This window comes from Emticicia fluvialis (assembly GCF_024793945.1).
Lineage (GTDB): Bacteria > Bacteroidota > Bacteroidia > Cytophagales > Spirosomataceae > Emticicia > Emticicia fluvialis.
The window spans coordinates 136,899-158,345 of record NZ_JANUSD010000003.1; the positions used below are offsets into that span (position 1 = coordinate 136,899).

At 42.5% G+C, this 21,447-nt stretch carries 20 protein-coding genes; 14 read left to right on the forward strand and 6 right to left on the reverse strand.

The window, feature by feature from the left end:
* The first annotated feature begins 73 nt into the window (after positions 1-73).
* Both NZ848_RS04455 and NZ848_RS04460 read left to right on the forward strand, forming a co-directional pair.
* Positions 74-340, forward strand: coding sequence for a YciI family protein (locus NZ848_RS04455; RefSeq protein WP_259014524.1), 267 nt, complete (start codon positions 74-76; stop codon positions 338-340).
* A gap of 18 nt (positions 341-358) precedes the next feature.
* Positions 359-565 (forward strand): hypothetical protein, encoded by a 207-nt coding sequence (locus NZ848_RS04460; protein WP_253524761.1) that lies wholly within the window; start codon positions 359-361, stop codon positions 563-565.
* A 105-nt stretch (positions 566-670) separates the two neighbouring features.
* Here the strand turns inward: NZ848_RS04460 and mgtA are convergent, their stop codons facing one another.
* On the reverse strand, positions 671-3,199 hold the full coding sequence (gene mgtA / locus NZ848_RS04465; protein ID WP_259014525.1) for a magnesium-translocating P-type ATPase: 2,529 nt from the start codon (positions 3,197-3,199) through the stop codon (positions 671-673).
* A 1,283-nt stretch (positions 3,200-4,482) separates the two neighbouring features.
* Between mgtA and NZ848_RS04470 the strand changes: the two genes are divergently transcribed.
* From NZ848_RS04470 to arsB, 4 genes are all read left to right on the forward strand, one after another.
* Positions 4,483-4,812 (forward strand): ArsR/SmtB family transcription factor, encoded by a 330-nt coding sequence (locus NZ848_RS04470; RefSeq protein ID WP_253524816.1) that lies wholly within the window; start codon positions 4,483-4,485, stop codon positions 4,810-4,812.
* A 75-nt stretch (positions 4,813-4,887) separates the two neighbouring features.
* A complete protein-coding gene (locus NZ848_RS04475; RefSeq protein WP_253524819.1) occupies positions 4,888-5,361 on the forward strand; it encodes a DUF6428 family protein in 474 nt (157 codons plus the stop codon).
* A 20-nt stretch (positions 5,362-5,381) separates the two neighbouring features.
* Positions 5,382-5,996: an arsenate-mycothiol transferase ArsC gene (locus NZ848_RS04480; RefSeq protein ID WP_259014526.1), complete on the forward strand. Its 615-nt coding sequence runs from the start codon at positions 5,382-5,384 to the stop codon at positions 5,994-5,996.
* A 3-nt stretch (positions 5,997-5,999) separates the two neighbouring features.
* Positions 6,000-7,031, forward strand: a complete 1,032-nt coding sequence (arsB, locus tag NZ848_RS04485; protein ID WP_259014527.1) for an ACR3 family arsenite efflux transporter — start codon at positions 6,000-6,002, stop codon at positions 7,029-7,031.
* A gap of 444 nt (positions 7,032-7,475) precedes the next feature.
* Here arsB and NZ848_RS04490 read toward each other — a convergent pair whose 3' ends face one another.
* The 3 genes from NZ848_RS04490 to NZ848_RS04500 all read right to left on the reverse strand — a co-directional run bounded on the left by NZ848_RS04490 (position 7,476) and on the right by NZ848_RS04500 (position 10,975).
* Positions 7,476-8,477, reverse strand: coding sequence for a hypothetical protein (locus NZ848_RS04490; protein WP_259014528.1), 1,002 nt, complete (start codon positions 8,475-8,477; stop codon positions 7,476-7,478).
* Positions 8,478-9,691: 1,214 nt separating this feature from the next.
* On the reverse strand, positions 9,692-9,958 hold the full coding sequence (locus tag NZ848_RS04495) for a hypothetical protein (protein WP_259014529.1): 267 nt from the start codon (positions 9,956-9,958) through the stop codon (positions 9,692-9,694).
* A 618-nt stretch (positions 9,959-10,576) separates the two neighbouring features.
* Positions 10,577-10,975, reverse strand: coding sequence for a hypothetical protein (locus NZ848_RS04500; RefSeq protein ID WP_259014530.1), 399 nt, complete (start codon positions 10,973-10,975; stop codon positions 10,577-10,579).
* A 277-nt stretch (positions 10,976-11,252) separates the two neighbouring features.
* Between NZ848_RS04500 and NZ848_RS04505 the strand changes: the two genes are divergently transcribed.
* The 4 genes from NZ848_RS04505 to NZ848_RS04520 all read left to right on the forward strand — a co-directional run bounded on the left by NZ848_RS04505 (position 11,253) and on the right by NZ848_RS04520 (position 13,516).
* Positions 11,253-11,939: a helix-turn-helix domain-containing protein gene (locus NZ848_RS04505; protein ID WP_259014531.1), complete on the forward strand. Its 687-nt coding sequence runs from the start codon at positions 11,253-11,255 to the stop codon at positions 11,937-11,939.
* 21 nt (positions 11,940-11,960) lie between these two features.
* The gene (locus tag NZ848_RS04510; RefSeq protein WP_259014532.1) at positions 11,961-12,614 is read left to right on the forward strand and encodes an SHOCT domain-containing protein; all 654 of its coding nucleotides are present in this window, start codon (positions 11,961-11,963) and stop codon (positions 12,612-12,614) included.
* Between the two features lie 97 nt (positions 12,615-12,711).
* Positions 12,712-13,038: a hypothetical protein gene (locus NZ848_RS04515; RefSeq protein ID WP_101726422.1), complete on the forward strand. Its 327-nt coding sequence runs from the start codon at positions 12,712-12,714 to the stop codon at positions 13,036-13,038.
* A 52-nt stretch (positions 13,039-13,090) separates the two neighbouring features.
* Positions 13,091-13,516, forward strand: a complete 426-nt coding sequence (locus NZ848_RS04520) for an SRPBCC family protein (protein WP_101726421.1) — start codon at positions 13,091-13,093, stop codon at positions 13,514-13,516.
* A 153-nt stretch (positions 13,517-13,669) separates the two neighbouring features.
* On the opposite strand, the gene NZ848_RS04525 is transcribed toward NZ848_RS04520, so the two are convergent.
* Positions 13,670-13,963: a hypothetical protein gene (locus NZ848_RS04525; protein WP_259014533.1), complete on the reverse strand. Its 294-nt coding sequence runs from the start codon at positions 13,961-13,963 to the stop codon at positions 13,670-13,672.
* Between the two features lie 234 nt (positions 13,964-14,197).
* Here NZ848_RS04525 and NZ848_RS04530 point away from each other — a divergent pair, with 234 nt between their 5' ends.
* Complete coding sequence (locus tag NZ848_RS04530) at positions 14,198-15,523, forward strand: Fic family protein (RefSeq protein WP_259014534.1); 1,326 nt, start codon at positions 14,198-14,200, stop codon at positions 15,521-15,523.
* 292 nt (positions 15,524-15,815) lie between these two features.
* Here NZ848_RS04530 and NZ848_RS04535 read toward each other — a convergent pair whose 3' ends face one another.
* Entirely contained in the window at positions 15,816-16,499 is a 684-nt protein-coding gene (locus NZ848_RS04535; RefSeq protein WP_259014535.1) for a TetR/AcrR family transcriptional regulator, read from the reverse strand.
* Positions 16,500-16,627: 128 nt separating this feature from the next.
* On the opposite strand from NZ848_RS04535, the gene NZ848_RS04540 reads away from it, so the two are divergent.
* From NZ848_RS04540 to NZ848_RS04550, 3 genes are all read left to right on the forward strand, one after another.
* Positions 16,628-18,265, forward strand: a complete 1,638-nt coding sequence (locus NZ848_RS04540) for a peptidase domain-containing ABC transporter (protein WP_259014536.1) — start codon at positions 16,628-16,630, stop codon at positions 18,263-18,265.
* Positions 18,266-18,271: 6 nt separating this feature from the next.
* Positions 18,272-19,618 carry an HlyD family secretion protein gene (locus tag NZ848_RS04545; RefSeq protein ID WP_253524903.1) on the forward strand — a complete coding sequence of 449 codons (1,347 nt, stop codon included), beginning with the start codon at positions 18,272-18,274 and terminating at the stop codon, positions 19,616-19,618.
* 61 nt (positions 19,619-19,679) lie between these two features.
* On the forward strand, positions 19,680-21,056 hold the full coding sequence (locus NZ848_RS04550; protein WP_259014537.1) for a TolC family protein: 1,377 nt from the start codon (positions 19,680-19,682) through the stop codon (positions 21,054-21,056).
* Positions 21,057-21,447 lie beyond the last annotated feature (391 nt).

The following is a 21,447-nucleotide window of genomic DNA, read 5'->3' on the forward strand; positions in this document are numbered from 1 at the left end:
TGCCTGTTTGCCTGATGGTTGAACGCCACCAAAAAATCTCTGAACACAAAACATAAACCTATTTTCTATTTCTATGAAAGCAGTAGTAATTGGCGAGCCGTCTGGCGCAGGCATGGAGTCCATCATGGCCGTATATCCGCGCCATCTGGCAGTAGTACAAAAATATATTGAAACAGGCCAGGTAATTGGCATCGGGCCGTTTAGCGACTTTGGCAATATGGCTATTTTCAAGACCCGTGCCGCCGCCGAGCAATTTGTAACCGAAGACCCGTTTATACTGGAAGGGCTGGTGAAATCATTTACCATCCGCGACTGGAACGACAGCCTACTGCCCGAGTAAAACTTAAACACCAATCAAATGACTGAAAAAGTAAAACCTGCAAAAATGTGCTACCAACACATAGGTGGTAAACTGGGCATGCTGCTGGCTGAAACCTTTATAAACAAAGGCTGGATTGCCAGACAAACGCCAACCGACAAACATTTTTATATTACCGCCGAAGGAGAAAAAGCGTTTACAAAACTGGGGGTCGACGTAACGCAGATAAAAGAAGAAACCATTTAGCCTTCTGTTTGGCGCATAGAATTAAAAACCGATAGCAGGTGTTTTCAAAAATCGTGTTCAGCCACTGCTTTTAAAATTATAATCCGTGGCTGAATTAGATTGACCTTACCCCTTCCCGGCTCCCTGAAAATGCCTGAAAAACCAGACTTTCAGGATATCGGCCGTAATAATATAGGCCAGCACAATTAACAGCATGGTTCCCAGATAAACAGGTGGCAAAGGCACCAGCCCAATGCTTGCCGCAAACGGCAGATAGGGCAATGCAATGGTGAGCGCCAAGCCTGCTATACTCAACAGAAACAACGAGCCGCCCGGCTTGCTTTTGAAAAAATTCTTATGCGTGCGAATGATAAACAAGATGCACAACTCAGACAAAACAGACTCAATAAACCAGCCTGTCTGAAACGTGGCCTCCTTAGCCTTCAGCACAAACATCAGGGTTAGAAACGTAATGATATCAAACAAAGAGCTGTGGATCCCAAAAACTACCATGTAGTTTCTGATTACCTTAAGCCGCCACTTGCCCGGCTTGTCCAGTTGCTCTTCATCTACGTTGTCAGACGCCACCATCAGGTAAGGCAAATCGGTAAGAAAATTAGTAAGCAGCAATTGTTTGGGCAGCATGGGCAAAAACGGCAGTATCAACGAGGCAAAAGCCACACTGCACATATTACCAAAGGTAGACCCCGTGCTTATATAAATGTACTTGAGCGTGTTGGCAAATGTTTTGCGGCCTTCGCGCATGCCATCTGCCAGCACCGATAAATCTTTTTCCATCAGCACAAAATCGGCTGTTTCTTTGGCGGCATCTACGGCATTATCTACCGATATCCCCACATCGGCAGCGTTCAGCGCAGCTACATCATTAATGCCGTCGCCCATGTAAGCCACCGTGTACGACTTCCGCAATGCCTGAATAATGCTCTCTTTTTGTTGCGGCTCAACCTCGGCAAAAATATGCACACTTTTTACCTTTTGTGTCAAAGCCTCGGTGCTGGTGCTCATCAGTTCTTTGCCTGTCATCACCAGCGGTTGCGCAATGCCTATGTTTTGTGCAATGGTGCGGGCTATGTTCTGGTTGTCGCCGGTAATGATTTTCAAATCTATGTGCAATTGTTTCAGCAGGGCAAGGGTGTCTGTTATGCCTGCCTTAATGGGGTCTTGCAGCAATACAAAGCCTGCAAAAATCATGTCGGTCTCTTCAGCTTTTCCGGGGTTGCCTATGGTTATGGTTTTATAGGCCACAGCAATTACCCTCAGCCCCTGGCTACCATACTGGGCATAACGGTCTTCTGTTTGGGCGCGGTAGGTATCAAAGGCCTCCAAAGTACCGTCAGATAACCGTATCCGACTGCATATAGCCGTAATCTGCCCAAATGCACCTTTGCTTATCAGTAGCTTTTCGCCTCCGGTTTCAACCGCAATACTCAGGCGTTTCCTGATAAAATCATAAGGTATTTCTCCGGTTTTGGTGGCTGGCTGTATATCGCCCACTGTCATTTGCCTGAGCGCATCATCAATCGGATTACTGTAGCCAGATTCAAACGTAGCATTCCAGAACGCCAGTTGTTTCACAAACGGGCTATCTTTACCGGTGCCGTCAAGCACCGCATTTACTACTATTACGCCTTCGGTTATGGTGCCAGTTTTGTCAGTGCAAAGCAGGTTTACCTCACCCAGATTCTGTATAGAAGCCAGCTTTTTTACAATTACTTTCTTTTTCAGCATGCGCCTGGCTCCGGCACTCATGGCAATGGTGGTAATGGCCGGCAGCAGTTCTGGAGCCATACCCACGGCCAGCGCCAGCGCAAAGAGTGTCGACTCTATCACACTTTCGTGTTCAAGCAAATTAACAACCAATATAAAAATAGACAGGATGAGCGTAATGCGCATCAGAAAAAAACCAAAATCCCTGATGCCTTTTTCGAACGACGTTTCTGTGGTAACACCGCTGCTTTTAATAATGCTGCCAAATATGGTGTCGGCTCCGGTATGAACCACCAGCGCTTTGGCTGTGCCACTTACAATATTGGTGCCTTCCCACAGGCAATTGGTTCTTTTGGCAAGCGCAGTTTCTTTCTCTATCAGGCCGGGTTCTTTCCTGACCGGGAACGACTCGCCCGTCAGGCTTGCTTCGTTTACATATAATTCATTGGCCTCCATCAGCAGGCAGTCGCCGGGTAAAATGTCACCGGCTTTCAGCACGAGCAGGTCTCCGGCCACCACCCCTGCCGACGCCACCTTTTGCAGCTGGCCGTCTCTGATAACCATGGCTTTCAGGCTGATAAGCCCCTGCAACTGCTCTACAATGCGCCCTGCGTTGCGTTCTTGCAGAAAACTAAGCACGCTTGTACTTAAGATAATGAACAGAATAATGAAAACGTCTGAGCTGTCGCCCAGAAAAGCCGAGAGAATAACCGCGCCTATCAGCAAAAGCATAAGCGGATTTTTAAACTGCCCCAAAAACAAATCAAGGTCTTTTCTGAAACCAGACCTGTTTTTGCGGCCGGAAAGCGATGCCTTGTAACGCTGCTGTGCAGATGCCCCGGTTAAGCCGGTGTCTGAACTGCCAAGCCATTGAACCCAGTCTGAAACATTATAGTGCCAGAAAAACTTAGAGTCGGGTGTTTGCATTATCAAGATTGTTTGAAGCCTGTCAGACCCTGAACATCAAGACATTAGCTTTAGTTTTAAGAAAGTATTAAATACCTGTTAAAAGAATTTTCAACCGGTATTTTACAGGCTGTACGTGTACCCTGAAAAAAGAATAGCTGACGGCTGAATGCCATAATCAGAAAAAAGACAGGCATGGCCTGTCTTCTTCTAACCTAACTGTTCTAATCCTAAGCTTTTATAAAAATCATTATACCAATGTCTATTGTGCGAACCGTTCACGCTTATTTACTACATACTAAAATGAAAAACCTGCTGCCACCGGGCAATTGTAGAAAAAAGGCAGGCAACGCCTGCCTTTTTAACCTCATCTAGAACCTAATTCTACAAACCCTTGACAAATACTTTTAAGCTCTTGTTGTGTAAATTTTTCGCGTTTCTAACTACATGAGCTAATCGAAAAAAAAAAGAATGTTTGCTAAACTACTACAGCACAACATTACCGTATTGTCTTTATTGCGGTTCAAAATTAGAATCAGGCCCCTACATAAATTATGATACCAACTAGGTAGAATTATGATTTTTATCATGAAATATGCCGCCGTGCCTACGGCGCCTGGCAAAGCCCACGCCCAATACCCAGGCCAAAAAAAAACCTGAAAATTATTGTTTTAAATATTTTCTTATTATTTTGCCACCGGTACCAAGGGTACTAAATACTTTTAACCTATTATTTATGACATTCTTTTCTTTTGCAAAGGCATTATTGCCTCTGCCTCTATTGCTTAAAATACCCTTACATAATGCATTTGAAAAATCTGTAAATTAATATTTACGGGCTGTAATCGGCATGGCATTTGATTTGCCTGTTTATAAAAAAACGCTTCCAATACCACAACCAAAGGCATAACCGGGCAAGGCAAAGCCCGGCTTGCAGAAAAAAATTAAAAACATTTTAGGGTAAATAATTGATGTGTTTTAAAGATTGAAATCGAGAGGTTAAACTTTAAGTCGGAAAGGCAGGGTATTTTATACCTTGTCTTTTTTTTGGGTGAACATAACCGCGTAATCTTTCAGATAGGTTATCAGGCCATGGTTTTGCCATCCATATCCATCAGGCTCTGGTTCTGTTTTGTTATAGTACAGCTTCGGTGTTATGATTCAATTTTTTTTACTTTTTTTGTTGATTTTTAAAGGTTTAACCGTGAGTCTTCAAAAATAAAAAACGAAAATCTTTTGTATTTAATCTTATTATCGTAATATTGCAATGTAATCGTAATATTACGATGTAAATAAATGTAGAAATGGGAGTTACAAAAACAGAAATATATAAAGACGAGCAAAATAAACTGGCATCGCTTCTTAAAGTTTTAGGGCATCCAGCCAGAATAGCAATCCTGCAGTATATTATCAACCAAAAAGCATGTATTTGTAATAATCTGGTTGAGGAATTAGGATTAGCGCAGGCAACTATCTCACAACATTTAAAAGAATTAAAAACCATAGGTATTATTCAAGGTTCAATTGAAGGAAAATCAGTTTGTTACTGTATTGACGAAAAGGTATGGAAACAATTTCAAGAAGAATTTAATGGCTTTTTCAATCAGAATGTTAACGTAAAGCAGTGCTGTTAAGGCATTTTTTTACATTTTAACATCGCCATATTGCTATATAACGTTTATCTATTTTATCATTTTAAATTTAGTATTATGAAGTTATCTGAAATCAAAGAAATTTTACCAGCATTAGAAAATGTTGAATTTCAATTAGAAAACGGAACATTTGTTCCTGAACACTTTCACGTTACCGAAATCGGACAAATCAACAAAAATTTTATTGATTGTGGCGGCGTAATCCGTAATGAAAAGGCGGTCAATTTTCAATTGTGGGATGCCAATGATTATGAGCACCGATTGAAACCAGGAAAGCTATTAAGTATAATCAGACTTTCAGAAGAAAAATTAGGAATTGAAGATGCTGAGATAGAAGTGGAATACCAAAGTAATACTATCGGTAAGTACGGTTTGGATTTCAATGGAAATACATTTGTATTGAAAAATAAAACGACGGCCTGCCTGGCTCAGGATGCTTGCGGAATTCCTTCAGGAAAACAAAAGAAAAGCCTTTCCGAATTAACTGCAAATCAATCAAATTCCTGCACTCCAAATTCAGGATGCTGTTAAACCCTTAATTTAGAATATTTATGTATCCAATGTTGATAGAGACCATTCAACAGTTAGAATGGGAAAAATTTAATAACGATGAGCGTAAAAGTACCTTACAGCCATTGATTGATTTTATTCAGCTAAAAGTCAATAGCAGGCAGCAAATAAATATAAATTTCATTTGTACCCATAATTCGCGCAGGAGCCATTTATCACAGGTTTGGGCACAAGTAGCCGCCTCTCATTTCGATATTGAGAAGGTGAATTGCTATTCAGGAGGTACAGAAGAAACCGCATTGTTTCCAAAAGTAGCAGAAACTTTATCCAATCAGGGATTTAATATTTTCAAAATACATGATGGCACTAATCCTGTTTATGCCATAAAATATAGTGATAATTCTCAACCGATAATTGGATTTTCTAAAAAGTATGACAGTCCTTTTAATCCTGTATCTGCTTTTGCTGCTATCATGACCTGCTCACAGGCCGACGGCGGATGTCCTTTTATCGCTGGTGCTGAAAAAAGGATTCCCATCACTTTTGAAGACCCTAAAATTTCAGATAATTCCCCTGAACAGACAACAGTATATTCAGAAAGGAGTTTACAGATAGCATTGGAAATGTTTTATGTTTTTTCAAAAATCACTAAGTAGCCAATGCAACCAAAACTCAAATTTCTCGACCGTTACCTTACCTTGTGGATATTCCTTGCAATGGCACTTGGTTTAGGCTTAGGATATTTCTTTCCGGGTTTTTCAAAAATTACAAATACGCTATCCTTTGGCACTACTAATATTCTGCTGGCCATAGGTTTGATATTGATGATGTACCCGCCACTGGCAAAGGTGGATTACTCATTGTTGCCTTTAGTATTGAAGGATAAAAAAGTTATCGGCATCTCGCTATTGTTAAACTGGATTATCGGACCAATTTTAATGTTCGGTTTAGCCATTCTTTTTTTAAGAAGTGAGCCGGATTATATGATAGGATTGATACTGATAGGTTTAGCAAGATGTATTGCAATGGTTATAGTATGGAATGACCTGGCAAAAGGTAACCGAGAATATGCAGCCTTATTAGTTGCATTAAACAGCATCTTTCAGGTATTTAGTTACAGTTTCTTAGTTTGGCTGTTTATTAATGTACTGCCAAACAAATTAGGCTTGGCAAGTTTCAATGTAAATGTATCTATAAAAGACGTGACCGAAAGTGTTTTGATTTATTTAGGCATCCCTTTCTTGACTGGTTTTCTTAGCCGTTATTTCCTAGTAAAATCAAAAGGTATAGCATGGTATAACCGTAAATTTGTACCCAAAATATCGCCTATTACATTGTATGCTTTACTGTTTACCATAATATTGATGTTCAGCCTGAAAGGTGATAAAATAATAGAGTTGCCTATGGATGTCGTGAAGGTTGCAATACCATTAGTCGTCTATTTTGTACTCATGTTTTTCTTAAGCTTCTTTATCAATAAATCTTTGGGTGTGCCGTACGACAAAAACGCAGCAATTGCATTTACCGCCACAGGAAACAATTTTGAACTAGCTATTGCGGTGGCAATAGCGGTATTCGGAATCCATTCACCTCAGGCATTTGTAGGCGTAATTGGGCCGTTGGTAGAAGTTCCCGTTCTGATTTTATTGGTAAAAATAAGCCAGTGGCTTAAAAAAAAGTACTATAATTAAACGCAACTGGAGTTCAGGGGTTGTGGCCAAACGCTAAACCTCTTACACAGATTACAAGGGGAGCGACTTAAGGCTTCCCTTTTATAATAAACAGAATAAGTTGAATATTTTTAAAATAATCGGCCACACCTCCAAATGCCTTTCCAAACCAAACTTCGCAATGGTTTGTGATGCGCTCCTGTCAGTAATGGTCTTTGTATCAATTGTTTATCTATAATTACTGGTAGCTTGGCAAAAGGATACTGACTTGTTTTTGACTACTGTAAATTTGTTAAGCTAAGGATTCATGGTAATTATTTTAAAAACTAAAAAGCTGCAAAAATCATATAAATAATGTTTGCGCAATGAAATACTTTTTAACCGACTGCCCCATCAAAAAAAACAAGCCAACAGGCAAAAACGGTTTGCCGGTGGCTGCATCAAGAACAGAAAACGCCCCCTAACTCAGCCCCCGTACCGCCTGTTGGGCGCTTTGGGGTCAAAAGTTATAACATTAAACATATCATAAATGCGGCTGGCGGCGGCTTCGCCATACAGAGCGGCCAGTTTTTCGGGGGTTTCGGCATTAGATATCAAATGCACCCGCACACCGGGGCGGTCGTAGAGTTCAAGCAAAACCTTTTCCATTACGTTCACAGGTGTGGTTTTGTAAGACTCGCCCCTAACATTTACCGATAGCTGCTCGCGCCCAACTTCCTCAATCAGCAGGTCATATCTGGTAAATCCATAGCAGTTTTCATCACCGCCAAGCGGTTTTTCGGCCAGAATTTCGTCGATGGTCTGCTCAGGGTTAATCACATAGCTTTCTACAATTTCCTGCGCTTTTATACCCCTGAACGACGCCAGCGGGTTGTCCTGAAAAGCCGCCATCAGGGTAGACTTGCCCGTGCCAACCTTGCCCAGCAAACATATCCCCTTGTTTTTGTTCATGGCAGAGGCACCCCCTGCATGAAAATAACCGAGGCATAATTCAAAGGCTTTAACACAATAATTATCAAGCCTGAATTTACGCCCCGGGTTGCGTGCTGCCACCAGTGCATCCAGATTTGCCAGTATCCTGCCCTTAAAGTCGGTGGCAGATATATTCCGCATGGCGGCTGTACGGGCTTCTTTTTGTTCCTGCAATTTTCTGGCGGTTTCGGCGGCTTCCTGTTTCTGTTGTTTTTTCAGGTAGTCAAAGGCTTTAGAAAAATACTCGCTCGTCAGCCTGTCGGCCAGCTCCTGCACAAAAGCCTGCTGCATGACCGGGCTCAACCTGGCCGAATTGGCATGCCTGCCCAGCACCGGAAAAATAGCCTTGAACAGTTCATCCTGCAAAGGTCTGTACTCCCGTTCCCGAAATTCGGCGTAAGACCCCGTCAGCTCCCTGCTCAACAACTGAGTGGTCGTCGGCAGGTTGTTCAACAATCTGTCGGCCGGTGGTCTTGTGGGTATTACTTTTTCCATATTTATTGAGGTTGTTCTGTTTATAGTAGGGCAGCCAGTACAAAAAATTCTCGCGCGCGCTGCTTATATCTTTCCATTGCTTTTGCTTGCCCAGGCCGAATTTCATTTCAACAAAACTGTTTACTGCGGTGGCATATTCTTCAGGCTTAATATCATTTTTACCTGCCGCCATTTTACATATTTCGCTATCCTGTAAATCGGCGCGCAGGTCGTCTTTCGTAAAAGGCTCACTTCTGTGTCCGGCGGCCTGCTTGCGGTGTTGCTCCACAAAGGGCAGCGCGTCTGGGTTTTTGTTTAGGGCCTGGTCTTGCTCCGTCGACTCCGCATGCAAATGGGCAGGCATGGCAGACGGCTCAGTGTCGTTCTGTTTCATAAACAAGGGCATTTCGGGCATATATTTACTGCGCGAGCCCCCCTTGCTGCCCTCTGCCCCTGCTTCTGCTCTGGCTTTCTGCCAGACCTCCGGCGGCAGAATCTGATACCTGGTTTTGTTACCATGCCCCTTGCCTCCGGCAATAAAGTTTATCAATCCGGCCTGTTTCAGACGGTTACGCGAAGTCTTCAGCGTATTAATGCTCATTCCGACATTGGCAGACACCCGCCCGTCTGAATGCCAGAATTCATTTACCCAACCTAAACCATTAGCCGTTTTTAATAGATAAAAATACAGCTTGGTTTCCCAACCCGTAAATTGAGCACCGTCATCCAATCGCCAGAAATGATTTACCAAATCAATATAATTCATCACACGGTGTTATTTGTGGAGACAATTAGTGAATTAGTGAATGAGTGAATTAGTGAATGAGTGATTGAGTGATTGAGTGATTGGGTGAATTAGTGATTTAGTGAATTAGCGGCCGCCGTTGCGGTGAATGAGTGGGCGGCGTTCCGGTGATTTAGCGAGTGCTGTTGCGGTGATTGAGCGGCATCTATTGAAATCAGCCCTCTTTAAATTACTACGCATTCGCGTTCATATAGCCCTATATAGTTTCAGCAAAAGCAAATGGGTACAATAAATTTTAACAAAGGCCCCGCATTAAACCCTTACATCTGCCAATCAGATAGTTATTCACTAATTCACTCAATCACTCATTCACTCATTCACTCATTCACTCATTCAGCGGAACGCCGCCCGCTAATTCACCGCAACGGCGGCCGCTAAATCACTCATTCACTAATTCACTAATTCGCTCATTCACTAATTCGCTCACCCCTCATTGCTCCAACATCTCTACCTGGGCTACGTTGCTAAGATAAACCGTGCCAACGGCCAGCCGGCTTTCGCGCACTATCTTGCCTACCTTACCCGAGCATATAAAATCTTGTTGAATAGCTATTTTGTGTAAGCCGCCGTTGGTTTCGTCCGGAATCACGTCGAGTATCTTTCCCCTGATAGAAACTTTGTTTCGTTGGGTTATTTTTACACGCTGGTAAAGCATCTGCTCAAAATCGGCTGGTTGAAAAGTTCTGAATAAAGTCATTGTGGTATTGATTGAAGGTTTAAAAATGGGATTGTTACGTTTTCTCTGGCAGGAATAAAACCATAGCAGATAGAATCACAGGCAAAAATTTTAACTAATTATGGGCCAAACACCCGTTTTATTGGCCGTTTCATGCACAGATAGCATATCGGCAGCGCAGGCATTACCTGCTTTTATGGCCGGTGGTTGTCAGTAACCCGGCCTTGTATATATATTGTTGTTGGTTCAAATAATTAATTGCCGATGTCAGAAAAAACACCTCCTCTAAAGCAGAGGAGGGTTTTCGTTAATCGTTCCTAAAACTAATATAAAACCTAAACTCTTCTCTTGTTTAAAGCAACCAGCACCCTACCCTCGCTTCGCTCCTGACTGATTGTTGAAAAATGCCTCCCCCGAAACGGAGGAGGATTTGTTAGTTATATCTATTCTTACCCTAAAAAAAATGACTAAAAATTCTGGCGGCCGGAAAAAATGCCCCTCCGAGCCGGAGGGGATTTTCAGACCTCTATAAACCTAACTTAACTAAACCTCTAAAGAAATGCCTCCTCCAGCCGGAGGAGGATTTAAAACAAAGCATACGCGTCAAATCACACACTTTTTCTAGTCACAGCATTATCTTTAAGCCCAAAGGCTTTTTTCCGCTTCAATGGCACTCCATCTGTCGGCAGCCAACTCAACCGCCCGCTGAATATACCCGTAAACCTCAGCAGCAGTGGTGCTGGCAGAAAAGGGCATTTCAATCGTGTTAAAAACGGTCGCTTCGCCGGGTGGTGTCAGGGCATCACCGCTGTCTCTGTCAAACCTGTCTACATAGCCGCACACCAGCCTGGCATCTTTTACAATAAACCCAAAGCCCACAGGCATCGGCGCAAATTCATTGTTAATCAGTAGCGCCATTTCTGCCCAGTGGCTAATCTTCCGGCATAATACGCATCCCCTTGCCTCATGTGGTTTTATATCAGGCCGCAGGTTGTTATCGCTCGCACGCTCCATACCATTCTCATCTGCGTCAGGCACTGCCCCCCGCAAGCGGCCAGCCGGGGCAGACCGCTCTGAGGTGTTACAGCAACCGGTTATACCCGGTTATTGTTCATAAATTTGTTTTGTGTGGATCCAGAGCTAAAAAGGCTGAATCTTTTAAAATTTTTATTGCACATTTACGTATTTTCTGTATTTTTGTCGAATAATACTTACTTGTTCGTTAAATGATGTACAAAAATAGCGAACAAGTTCGCATTATGCAAGTAAATAACAAAAAAAAATTTAATTCTTTAACGGAACACACATCATGAATATGAGCGCAACTGCCATAAGCGGAACGGAAATCAGAAGTTTCCGGAAGAAAAATAAGCTCTCTCAAACCGAGTTCGCCGAACTTGTTGGTGTTTCTATGAGAGCAGTACAACTATGGGAAAGCGGCGACAGGAATGTATCAAGCCTGGCCGAACGTACTATAAAAGAAGTATTTCAGACCTATAAACCTAAAGAAGCTACTGGCAGCAAAAGCCGTAATATACATACCTTTGTAAACAATGAAAACGGCGACCTGATAGTGCAGGCACCTTTACTGGGCGCCGAAGCCTTTGCCCGCTACCTGGACGAACTGGGCGAAGCAGGCTCGCTGCAGTCGGACGAGATGGTGTCTTTTATTGTAGACAAAATAGACAGGGGTAATTTTGTGGCTTTCAGGGTTTCAGGCGACAGCATGAATGGCGGCCTGATAGACGACACCCCCGACAGAGCCATTGTGCTGGGCAAAGAACAACCAATGGATTTATGGATGAATGGCTTTGGGGAATCAAAATTCGGGTGGGTTATCCTCACCAAACGCAATGTACTGTTTAAAGACATTGTGGGCTTTGATAAAGAAACGGCCACCATTACCTGCCACAGCCGTAACGACAGCCCCGAATACGCCGATTTTAAATTATCTTTGAACGACGTACATAAAATATTTAAAGTAATTAAAAGGTCTTTTTGAAAAATTATAGCTAATTGTAAGATGGAAATCTTAATACTAATCTCAATTATTATTGTAATTGCATTGATTGCATTTAGCATTGTAGCCTCTCAGCAAGACAAAGCCAGAAAGAAAAATATTGCCTCACACCCGGCACTTGGTTCATTTACGTTTCATTATGGAACAAGTTTAAACACATCTATAGGCCTTGATTTAACTAACAAGAAGATTTGCTTTGTTACAACTGATTATGAGCCAAAAATTTACAATTTCTCTCAAATTAAGAGTATTAAGTCGGTTGAAAGATCCATCATAAAGGATTACAGGAAACCCCGCACCATTGACTATGACAATACAATTGCTAATAGCTATGATAGAAATTATTTTGGAGTAGATTTGGATATTGAAATAAGTGCACCCGAAAAAATAATTTATTCTATCGCCTTTCTTAAAACCCGCACATCTTATGGTGAACTTTTGTACAAGGCAGCCGATAGAGAACGCCAAAAATGGAGAAGCATGATAGAAGAGCATATCGGTAAACGAGGAGATATTGAAATAACAGGCACTATTACCGGTAATATTCCGGTAACATCGGTAGCCGACGAAATTCAAAAACTAAAAAATCTTTTAGATGCAGGAGTATTAACCACAGATGAGTTTGACAGGCAAAAGGCAAAATTGTTAAATTCCTGAATCCGGCTCTTCACCAGGCTCCAACAAACCACATTTTTTTATTTTTTCATAACTGCCATTCATTAACTTTGCTGTTAGTAAACCAAATTTAACTAACATGCAATCTGATAAAAGTCAGGAGGTAACCCGGCGTTTCTTTGAAATTCTGGACGAACTCGTGCAAATGGGTCACATCCATTTCATGAACGATTTCTACACCGAAAACAACATCAACAGCCGCAATATCTATCAGCTTCGCAAAGACCACAGCCGCGATATTCTGCAACTGGAATGGCTGACCATTCTGATTGAAAAATACAAAGTATCCGGCGACTACCTGCTTACCGGTAAAGGCAAAAAATATAAAAAACCGCTAGTGTATATTGAACGCCCCAAACGCCGCAAATATACCAAACATAAGTTACCAATGGCCGCAGGCTTATAGGCGCCTTCACGCCAAAAATTAAAACAACTTTAACCAATTAAACGGAGACGAAATGAGTAATCAACCCACAAAAATTACGGTAGCGGCCACTGTGAACGCGCCCGTAGAAAAAGTCTGGAAATATTTTACCACGCCCGAAATGGTAATGCAGTGGAACAACGCATCGCCCGACTGGCACACGCCAAAGGCTGAAAACGATTTACGCGTTGGCGGGCAGTTTGTTTATACCATGGCTGCCAAAGACGGCAGCTTTAGCTTTGATTTCGGCGGCATTTATGACGACGTACAAGAAAACCAGCTGATAGCCTACACTATGGGCGACGGCCGACAGGTAAGTATTGTTTTTACAGACATAAACGGTACTGAAACACAGGTAGAAGAAACTTTCGACGCTGAAACCCAAAACCCCGTTGAAATGCAGCAAATGGGCTGGCAGGCCATATTAGATAATTTTAAGGCTTATACCGAAGCAAATTAAGTAATTGCTCGTGCCACGCCTATACTCATGAGTAAAAGGGCGTGGCACGGGTATAGAATAATAGCTATAATTTAATTGCCACAATGTTATCAATGCACACAATGTCTCACAAATTGAAATAGTATTTATTTCACAAATCAATCATTCACCAAATCATTTCTTCTCCGCCTTACGCGCAATAACCCTGTAAGTTTGGTTGATATGAATGGTATCGCCCTCCAAATTTAGCTTATCCCCTACCTGCCAGCGTTTAAATTGATCAGGCCCCATATTCGGAATCGAAAACAGCGCTTCAAAACGCTCGCCGTTCTCGTCTTTCAAAGTAGCCACGTAGCCATCCTTCCCGTTCTCAATGCTTTCTATCACCCCCGAATAGCCATCAGAATCGGCACAGGTAGCAGCCGTAAAAAGCATCATAATCAGCAAAAAAGTAGTTATGGTTCTCATGGTAAAATGTTTTTTTATATCTGGTAACACTATCTAAACGCCTGAAACATTTGTTTTCTTATAACCCCCAAAATAACTATGCCAGAGCCAATAATTTAGCTACACAGTTACTCAACGCCTTCAGATACACACATCATAAATTAAGAAATCTTTAATTTCAACTTAAATTATGCCCAAATACTCCTATTTTTGTAAAGATTGGTTTTTGCAAAAATAGACACCAGGTTAATTATCATGTACGAAAGCGATAAAATAAGTTCTTTGTTGCAAGAATTAGCTGCCCTGCCGCCGATTTCTGAAGAAAATGCCAGAAAACTGGATGATAAATACAGGTTAGAATTTAATTATAACAGCAATCATATTGAAGGCAATACCCTTACCTATGGCGAAACAAAGTTATTGTTGATTTTCGATAAAACCGATGGCCAGCATGAAATGCGCGAATTTGAAGAAATGAAAGCGCATGATGTTGCGTATCGTTGGATAAAAGAAATAGCTGAAGACCAATCGTATGTACTCACTGAAAGAGACATAAAGCAACTCAATGAAATTATTCTGGTAAGACCATTCTGGAAAGAGGCTATTACAGCAGACGGACAATCGACCAGAAGAAAAATTCAGGTTGGAGAATACAAGCAGCATCCAAACTCTGTTCTTTTACAAAACGGAGAGATGTTTCATTATGCTTCCCCAATGGATACCCCAATGGCTATGAACGATTTAATGGCTTGGTTTCATTCAGAAACAGAAAAACAAGAGTTAAGTCCGACTGAGTTAGCCGCCATATTCCACTACAAATTTGTTCTTATCCACCCCTTTGATGATGGTAACGGCAGAATCTCGCGTCTGTTGATGAATTATGTTTTGCTGAAAAATGGCTTGCCTCCCGTTATTATTAAATCGGCTGACAAAAAGAATTATCTGAATGCACTTAATCAGGTTGATTCTGATAATAGAAAACTTCCGGTCTTTGTAAATTACATTAGCGAACAGTTAATCTGGTCCTTACAAATCAAACTAAAAGCCACCAAAGGTGAAAGCATAGAAGAAGAGGATGATATTGATAAGCAAGTGGCTTTGTTTAAGAGGGAGCAGTTAGGTAAAGATATATCGAACCCAACAAAAAGTTCTCAAAAAACATACTTTTTGTTTAAGGAGGTGATAAAACCTATTCTTATCGAATTAGATAAAAAATCAACCGATTTTGAGGAACTATTCAAAGTGAGAAATAAATTTTATGACATTTATTTCGTAGGAAAAGATGGCAAAAGATTTACATTTTTAGATGAATTAACCAGTGTAATTAATACATCTACTGACATAGATACCATTACCTGGGATAAGGAATTGCAGCACTCGATAAATGAACAAATTAACGACTCTCGTCTGCTATTAAGTTTCGTTTTTAGAAGTCGAAGTTTCCATATTAAGTTAGATAGAACACAAATTGACCTTCAGTTTAGCTACGCTCACGTTTTTAAGGAAACAGAAATTAAAAATCTGGTCAGAACTCTATTCAAAAGCATTTTTGAAATAATCCAATCAAACACAAAAAAATAGTCTGAGCAAATCTCAAACGCTGCCATGCCAAGTCTATATTCAAAAGAACTGAGGCATGACACAGGTATTCACTCATTCCCCCGAACGCCGCCCGCTCAATCAGCGGAACGCCGCCCGCTAATTCACTAATTCGCTCAATCGCTCAATCACTAATTCGCTCAATCAGCGGAACGCCGCCCGCTCAATCACTAATTCGCTCAATCACTAATTCGCTCATTCAGCGGAACGCCGCCCGCTCAATCACTAATTCGCTCAATCACTAATTCGCTCATTCACTCAATCACTAATTTGCTCAATCCCCCATCCTCAACACCCTGAAAACCAGATCTTCCAGATACGCCGCCACGTAGGCCGAGGCATCTTCGTCGGTTTTTACGTCTGTCAGCCTTTTCAGATGCGAACTAAAAAACTGTTGGTTATGCGAAGTCTCAATCAGCGTACTACTCAACGAATGCGGATACGGATAGCCGGGGTCCAGCTCCAGAATAATACCAGCAATCGTATTGCACAAATCTTTAAACTGCTTAAAAACCTTTGCCTCGTTTATTTCATTTATCTCTTTTACCAGATAAACTTTACTACTTTCTGTAATTACAATCTGGTTCAGATACGTTATATTGTACTCAATTTTACCGGTATTCTCCGGTAGTTCACGCGTTAGTAGCTGAATCACCGTCTTTAGCTTCAGGTGAGGGTCGCTGATGTTTTTTAACTGAAACATGAGCAGAAACTCAAGGTAGCTCCAGTACCAGTTCAGAATATACACCAAAAGCAGGTGTTTATTCTTAAAATACCTGTATATACTTGCCTCGGTTGTACCAATATCAATGGCCAGCTTTTTGAAAGTAAAATGTTCATAGCCCACTTCGTATATCAGATCAATGGCCTTCCGAACAATCTGCCGGCCCAATTCACTACTCTCAGGGTCTCTGATATAGATGTTATGGTTTACGTTAAAATTTAATTGATACTCCATTTTGCGCTAGTTTTGAACAAAACTAAACAAATAATAGTTATTATACAATAAATGATATTACAACAATATTATATAATAGTAACACTATCATAACTTAAGTTTTTTATCTTTGCAAAAAATATTACCCAATGGCCGACAATCACACTATTCATCCTTTTATAAGAATCTTCAACTTACTAAGGCTTGACCAGAAAGACATAACCTCCCTCTACTTTTTTGCTATCCTTTCGGGTATTATACAACTGGTTATGCCACTGGGCATTCAGTCAATCATCAACTTTGTCATGTACAACACCGCCTCTACTTCGCTGGTTGTACTGATAGGGCTGGTAATAGTAAGCGTTTTTCTGGCTGGCTTGCTGCAGATAAACCAGATGAAGTTAAGCGAGAAAATACAGCAGAAAATATTTGTAAGGTATGCCTTTGAATATGCCGACACCCTGCCGAAAATAAGGCCTGAAGCCACCGAAGGCTATTATATGCCAGAGCAGACCAACCGGTTTTTTGATACCATCAATCTGCAAAAAGGCCTTTCTAAATTATTGCTGGGGGTACCCACCGCCATCGTGCAGATATTGTTCGGCATTCTGCTTTTGTCTTTTTATCATGCTATTTTTATTGCTTTTGGCGGTTTACTTATACTCATTGTCTACCTGATATTCAGACTGAGCTCAGACCGCGGCCTTGAAACCAGCCTGAAAGAAAGCGACTACAAGTATAAAGTAGCTGCCTGGCTGCAGGAAATAAGCCGCAACCAGAATACTTTTAAAAACTACGAATATACCCACCTGAATATACAACGGACCGACGAGTTCACGCAGGGGTATCTCCAAAACCGCACCCGTCACTTCGGAATCCTGAAAACCCAATACTGGAGCCTCGTGGCCTTTAAGGTTATTCTCACCGCGGCCATGCTGATAATCGGCTGTGCGCTTTTGCTCAATCAGCTCATTAATATCGGCCAGTTTATAGCCGCCGAAATCGTAATCATAGCCATTACGGCTTCGGTAGAAAAACTCATCACCAGTATTGATATCGTTTATGACGTGCTCACGGCCGTTGAAAAACTCAACAAAGTGCTGCAAAAACCCACCGAATCGAGCGGTAAACTAAAATTAAACAACGCCAACCCGCTAAAGGTTGAATTTAAAAATGTAAGTTTTGCTTACACCAGACACTCAACCATACTTAATGGCTTGTCGTTCGTGATTCAGCCCGGCGAAAAAGCCCTGCTCATGAAAACCCTCTCTGGCAGAGGCACCAGCACGGTTATGAAACTAATCAGCAATAACCTGACGCAGTATCAGGGTCATATTTATATCAATGACGTACCGATAGATAACTACGACATTCTGAGCATCAGAAAGCACCTGACCTACCTGAGCGGCCAGAACGAAATTTTTAACGGTTCGCTCTGGGACAACATCAGTATAGGTAATACCGACATCAAGCCCGAAACTGTAACGTCTTTAATAAAAATACTAGGTTTTGACGGCTTCATTGATGAGTTTGACAATGGCTATGACACCGAGCTTTTCACCAAAGGCGCCAAGTTGTCGTCGCATCTTATTCAGGAAATCCTGTTGCTGCGCACTTTTGTACAACCCAGCTCGCTGATGGTGCTGGATGAGCCATTCAAAAACCTGAGTGCCGCCAAAGCACAAAAAGTGGCAGAGTACATCTGCAATTTGCCCATTACGGTAGTGGTTGCCTCTGAGCAACAGGAAATCAAACCCCATTTCAATAAAATATTAGAGTTAAAATAAATTCAGATGAAATACTTAGAAACCATTTTTGAAGACCAGGATCTGAACAAAAAACCGAAGTCGTTTCGCGATATTTATTTTATCAACAAACAAAGCAAAGTAAAATACTGGACCTACGGCCTGCTGGGCCTGATAGTGATGGCGGCTTTTCTGCCCTGGACCCAGAACATCAAAAGCCGGGGCAAGGTAACCACCCTCCGGCAGGAACAACGCCAGCAGGGTGTTTATAGCGCCATAACAGGCAAAGTAGTGCAATGGTATATAAAAGAAGGCGACATGATAAAAAAAGGCGACACTATTGCCCGCCTGCAAGAAGTAAAAGTTGAATACCTGGACCCCAGCCTGATTGAACGTACCCGCCAGCAGATAATAGCCAAAGAACAAGCCAACCAGAGCTATCAGGAAAAAGCCAACACGGCTACCGTGCAGACCTCGGCCATTACAGAATCTCTGCGGCTTAAAATTGCACAGCTGCAAAACAAAATTGCCCAGACCAAAGCCAAAATACAAGCCGACAGCATGGATATGCTGGCCGCACGCAACGATTTCGCCATTGCCAGCGAACAGCTGAAACGCCAGAAACAAATGTATGACCAGGGGCTGGTGTCGCTTACCCAATATGAGCAGCGTAATCAGGCGTATCAGAACGCCCTTGCCAAACGCACCAGCAACGAAATCAAGTTTCTGAACTCGAAGCAAGACTTAATCAACCTCTCTATCGACCTCAATGCCGCCAATCAGGACTACCTCGAAAAAGTATCAAAAGTACGTGGCGAACGTTTCCAGTCGCTATCGCAGGTAGCCTCCGGACAGGCCGACATTGAAAAACTCAAAAACCAGTATGACAGCTATAAACTGCGTAACGAGTTATATTATGTAATTGCCCCGCAAAGCGGACAGGTAACACGGGCCATTAAAGCCGGCTTAGGCGAGATTGTGAAAGAAGGCGAAGAACTGGCGCAGATAGTGCCAGACCACACCGAGCTGGCCATTGAAATTTTTGTAAAACCGCTCGACATCACCCTGTTACAAACAGGCAGTAAAGTAAACGTAATTTTTGACGGTATACCTGCCATTGTTTTCAGCGGCTGGCCGCGGCAGTCGTACGGTACCTTCCGGGGTGTGGTAACGGCCATTTCAAACACCGTTGACGCCACCGGCAACTTCAGGGTTTTGGTAAAGCCAGACCCCACCGAACGCCCCTGGCCTAACACCCTGCGCCTGGGTACAGCCACCGACACCTTTATATTGCTGAAAGATGTGCCGCTGGGCTACGAAATCTGGCGTAATATTAACGGTTTCCCACCTGAATATTATGTTGACGACTCGGCCGGTAAAACAGCCAAGAAATAACACAACCCGACAGAGCCAAACGGGAACCAAGCTCTTTACCACTCCATTACTTGCAAGTAAAATGTATAAATTAAGGTTATATATAATGTTTTTTCTGGGTTTTGCGGTTCAATTGCAAGCCCAGGAAAAACTCACGTATGATGAGTTCATTAACATTGTCAGAAAATACCACCCCGTAGCGCAGCAAGCCACCCTTCAGACCGACATGGCTAAAGCAGAGCTGCAAAGCGCCCGCGGAGCCTTTGAGCCATCTTTTTATATCAACAAAAATCAGAAAGAATTTGGCGGTAAAGATTATTACAACTACCTCACCACCGAACTGAAAGTACCCACCTGGTATGGGCTTGATTTGAAAGCCGGTACAGAAAACAATCAGGGGCAGTTTACAGCCACCGAGCTTACCAAGGGCCGCAGTAGTTTTGTAGGCGCATCTTTGCCCTTAGCCAAAGGCCTGTTGATAGACAAACGAAGGGCCGCAGTAAAACAGGCACGAGAAATGGTGGCTTTTTCGGACGAAGAACGACGGCTGATGCTCAACGACCTGCTCTACGAAGCCACCAGTGTATATTATGAATGGCAAAGCGCCTACTACACCAAACGCCTGGCCGACAGCCTGCTGAGAGTGAATCAGGAACGCTACCAGTTTATCAGGAATGGCGTGACTTTGGGCGACAGACCAGCCATTGACACCGTTGAGACCCTCACCCAGTTGCAGAGCTTTGAGTTTATGCTGGCCGAGGCAGAACAGACCCTGAACAACGCCACATTTGAAATGAGCAATTTTTTGTGGAAAGAAAACCAGCAGGCCTACCAGCTACCCCCATTTGTTGAGCCTGCACTGATAGTAGCCGAACGCTCATTGCAAGACATAAACCAGTACCAAAGCCTGGTAGCCACCCACCCCAAGCTGCAGCAGGCACAAATAAAAACCAATGTGTTGGGCATTGAAAAACAACTGAAGTTTCAGAGCCTGCTACCTACTTTTAATGTGCAGTATAACCTGCTCAACAAAGATTATACCTTCTTTGCCGACCCCAATCTGTTTCAGAACAACTATAAGTGGGGATTTACGGTGGGTATCCCGTTGTTTCTGCGTGAGGCCCGCGCCGAATACCGCAAAGCCAACCTGAAAATAACCCAGCAAACCTGGGAAAACCGCCTGCTTTTTACCGAGCAGCAAAACAAGGTAAACCAATATTATAACGATGCCGTGCAACTACAACGCCAGACGGCCATCTACCAGCAAACGGTTATCAATTACCGACGTATGTACGATGCCGAACTGACCCGCTTCAACAACGGGGAAAGCAGCCTGTTTCTGGTAAACAGCCGCGAAAACAAGTTGTTTGAAGCCCAGCAAAAACTGATATCGCTACAAGCCAAAGCCGCCAAAGCCATCATCGCCGTTGATTACGCCACCGGTAGATTAGGCTTTTAAACACCGTGCCACGTTTATACTCAAAAGAGAAGAGGCGTGGCACGGTTAATACATCTGCAAACTTGGTAGAGCCGCACTGCGTGCGGCTTCGGGGGCATATAAGCTCCATAAATTATGTTTGAGTTTTGATTTTAAATATTTGAATCAAACCTTTCATCCCAGCTCGGCTGAATCTTCATTCAGTCGCTGTGTCAGCCGTTCTTTGAACGGCATTCCGAAAACATGAGCACACCCTATCTTTATTTTCAGGCACATTCGCTATCTTCACAAAAAAACAAACACAAACCATAAAACCCCAACAAATTATATACCAACCACCGGAAGACCTTATAACCAAATATCTGATTGCAGTCTTCAGGTTAGTAAAGAAACACATCCTGCAACTCTTCAA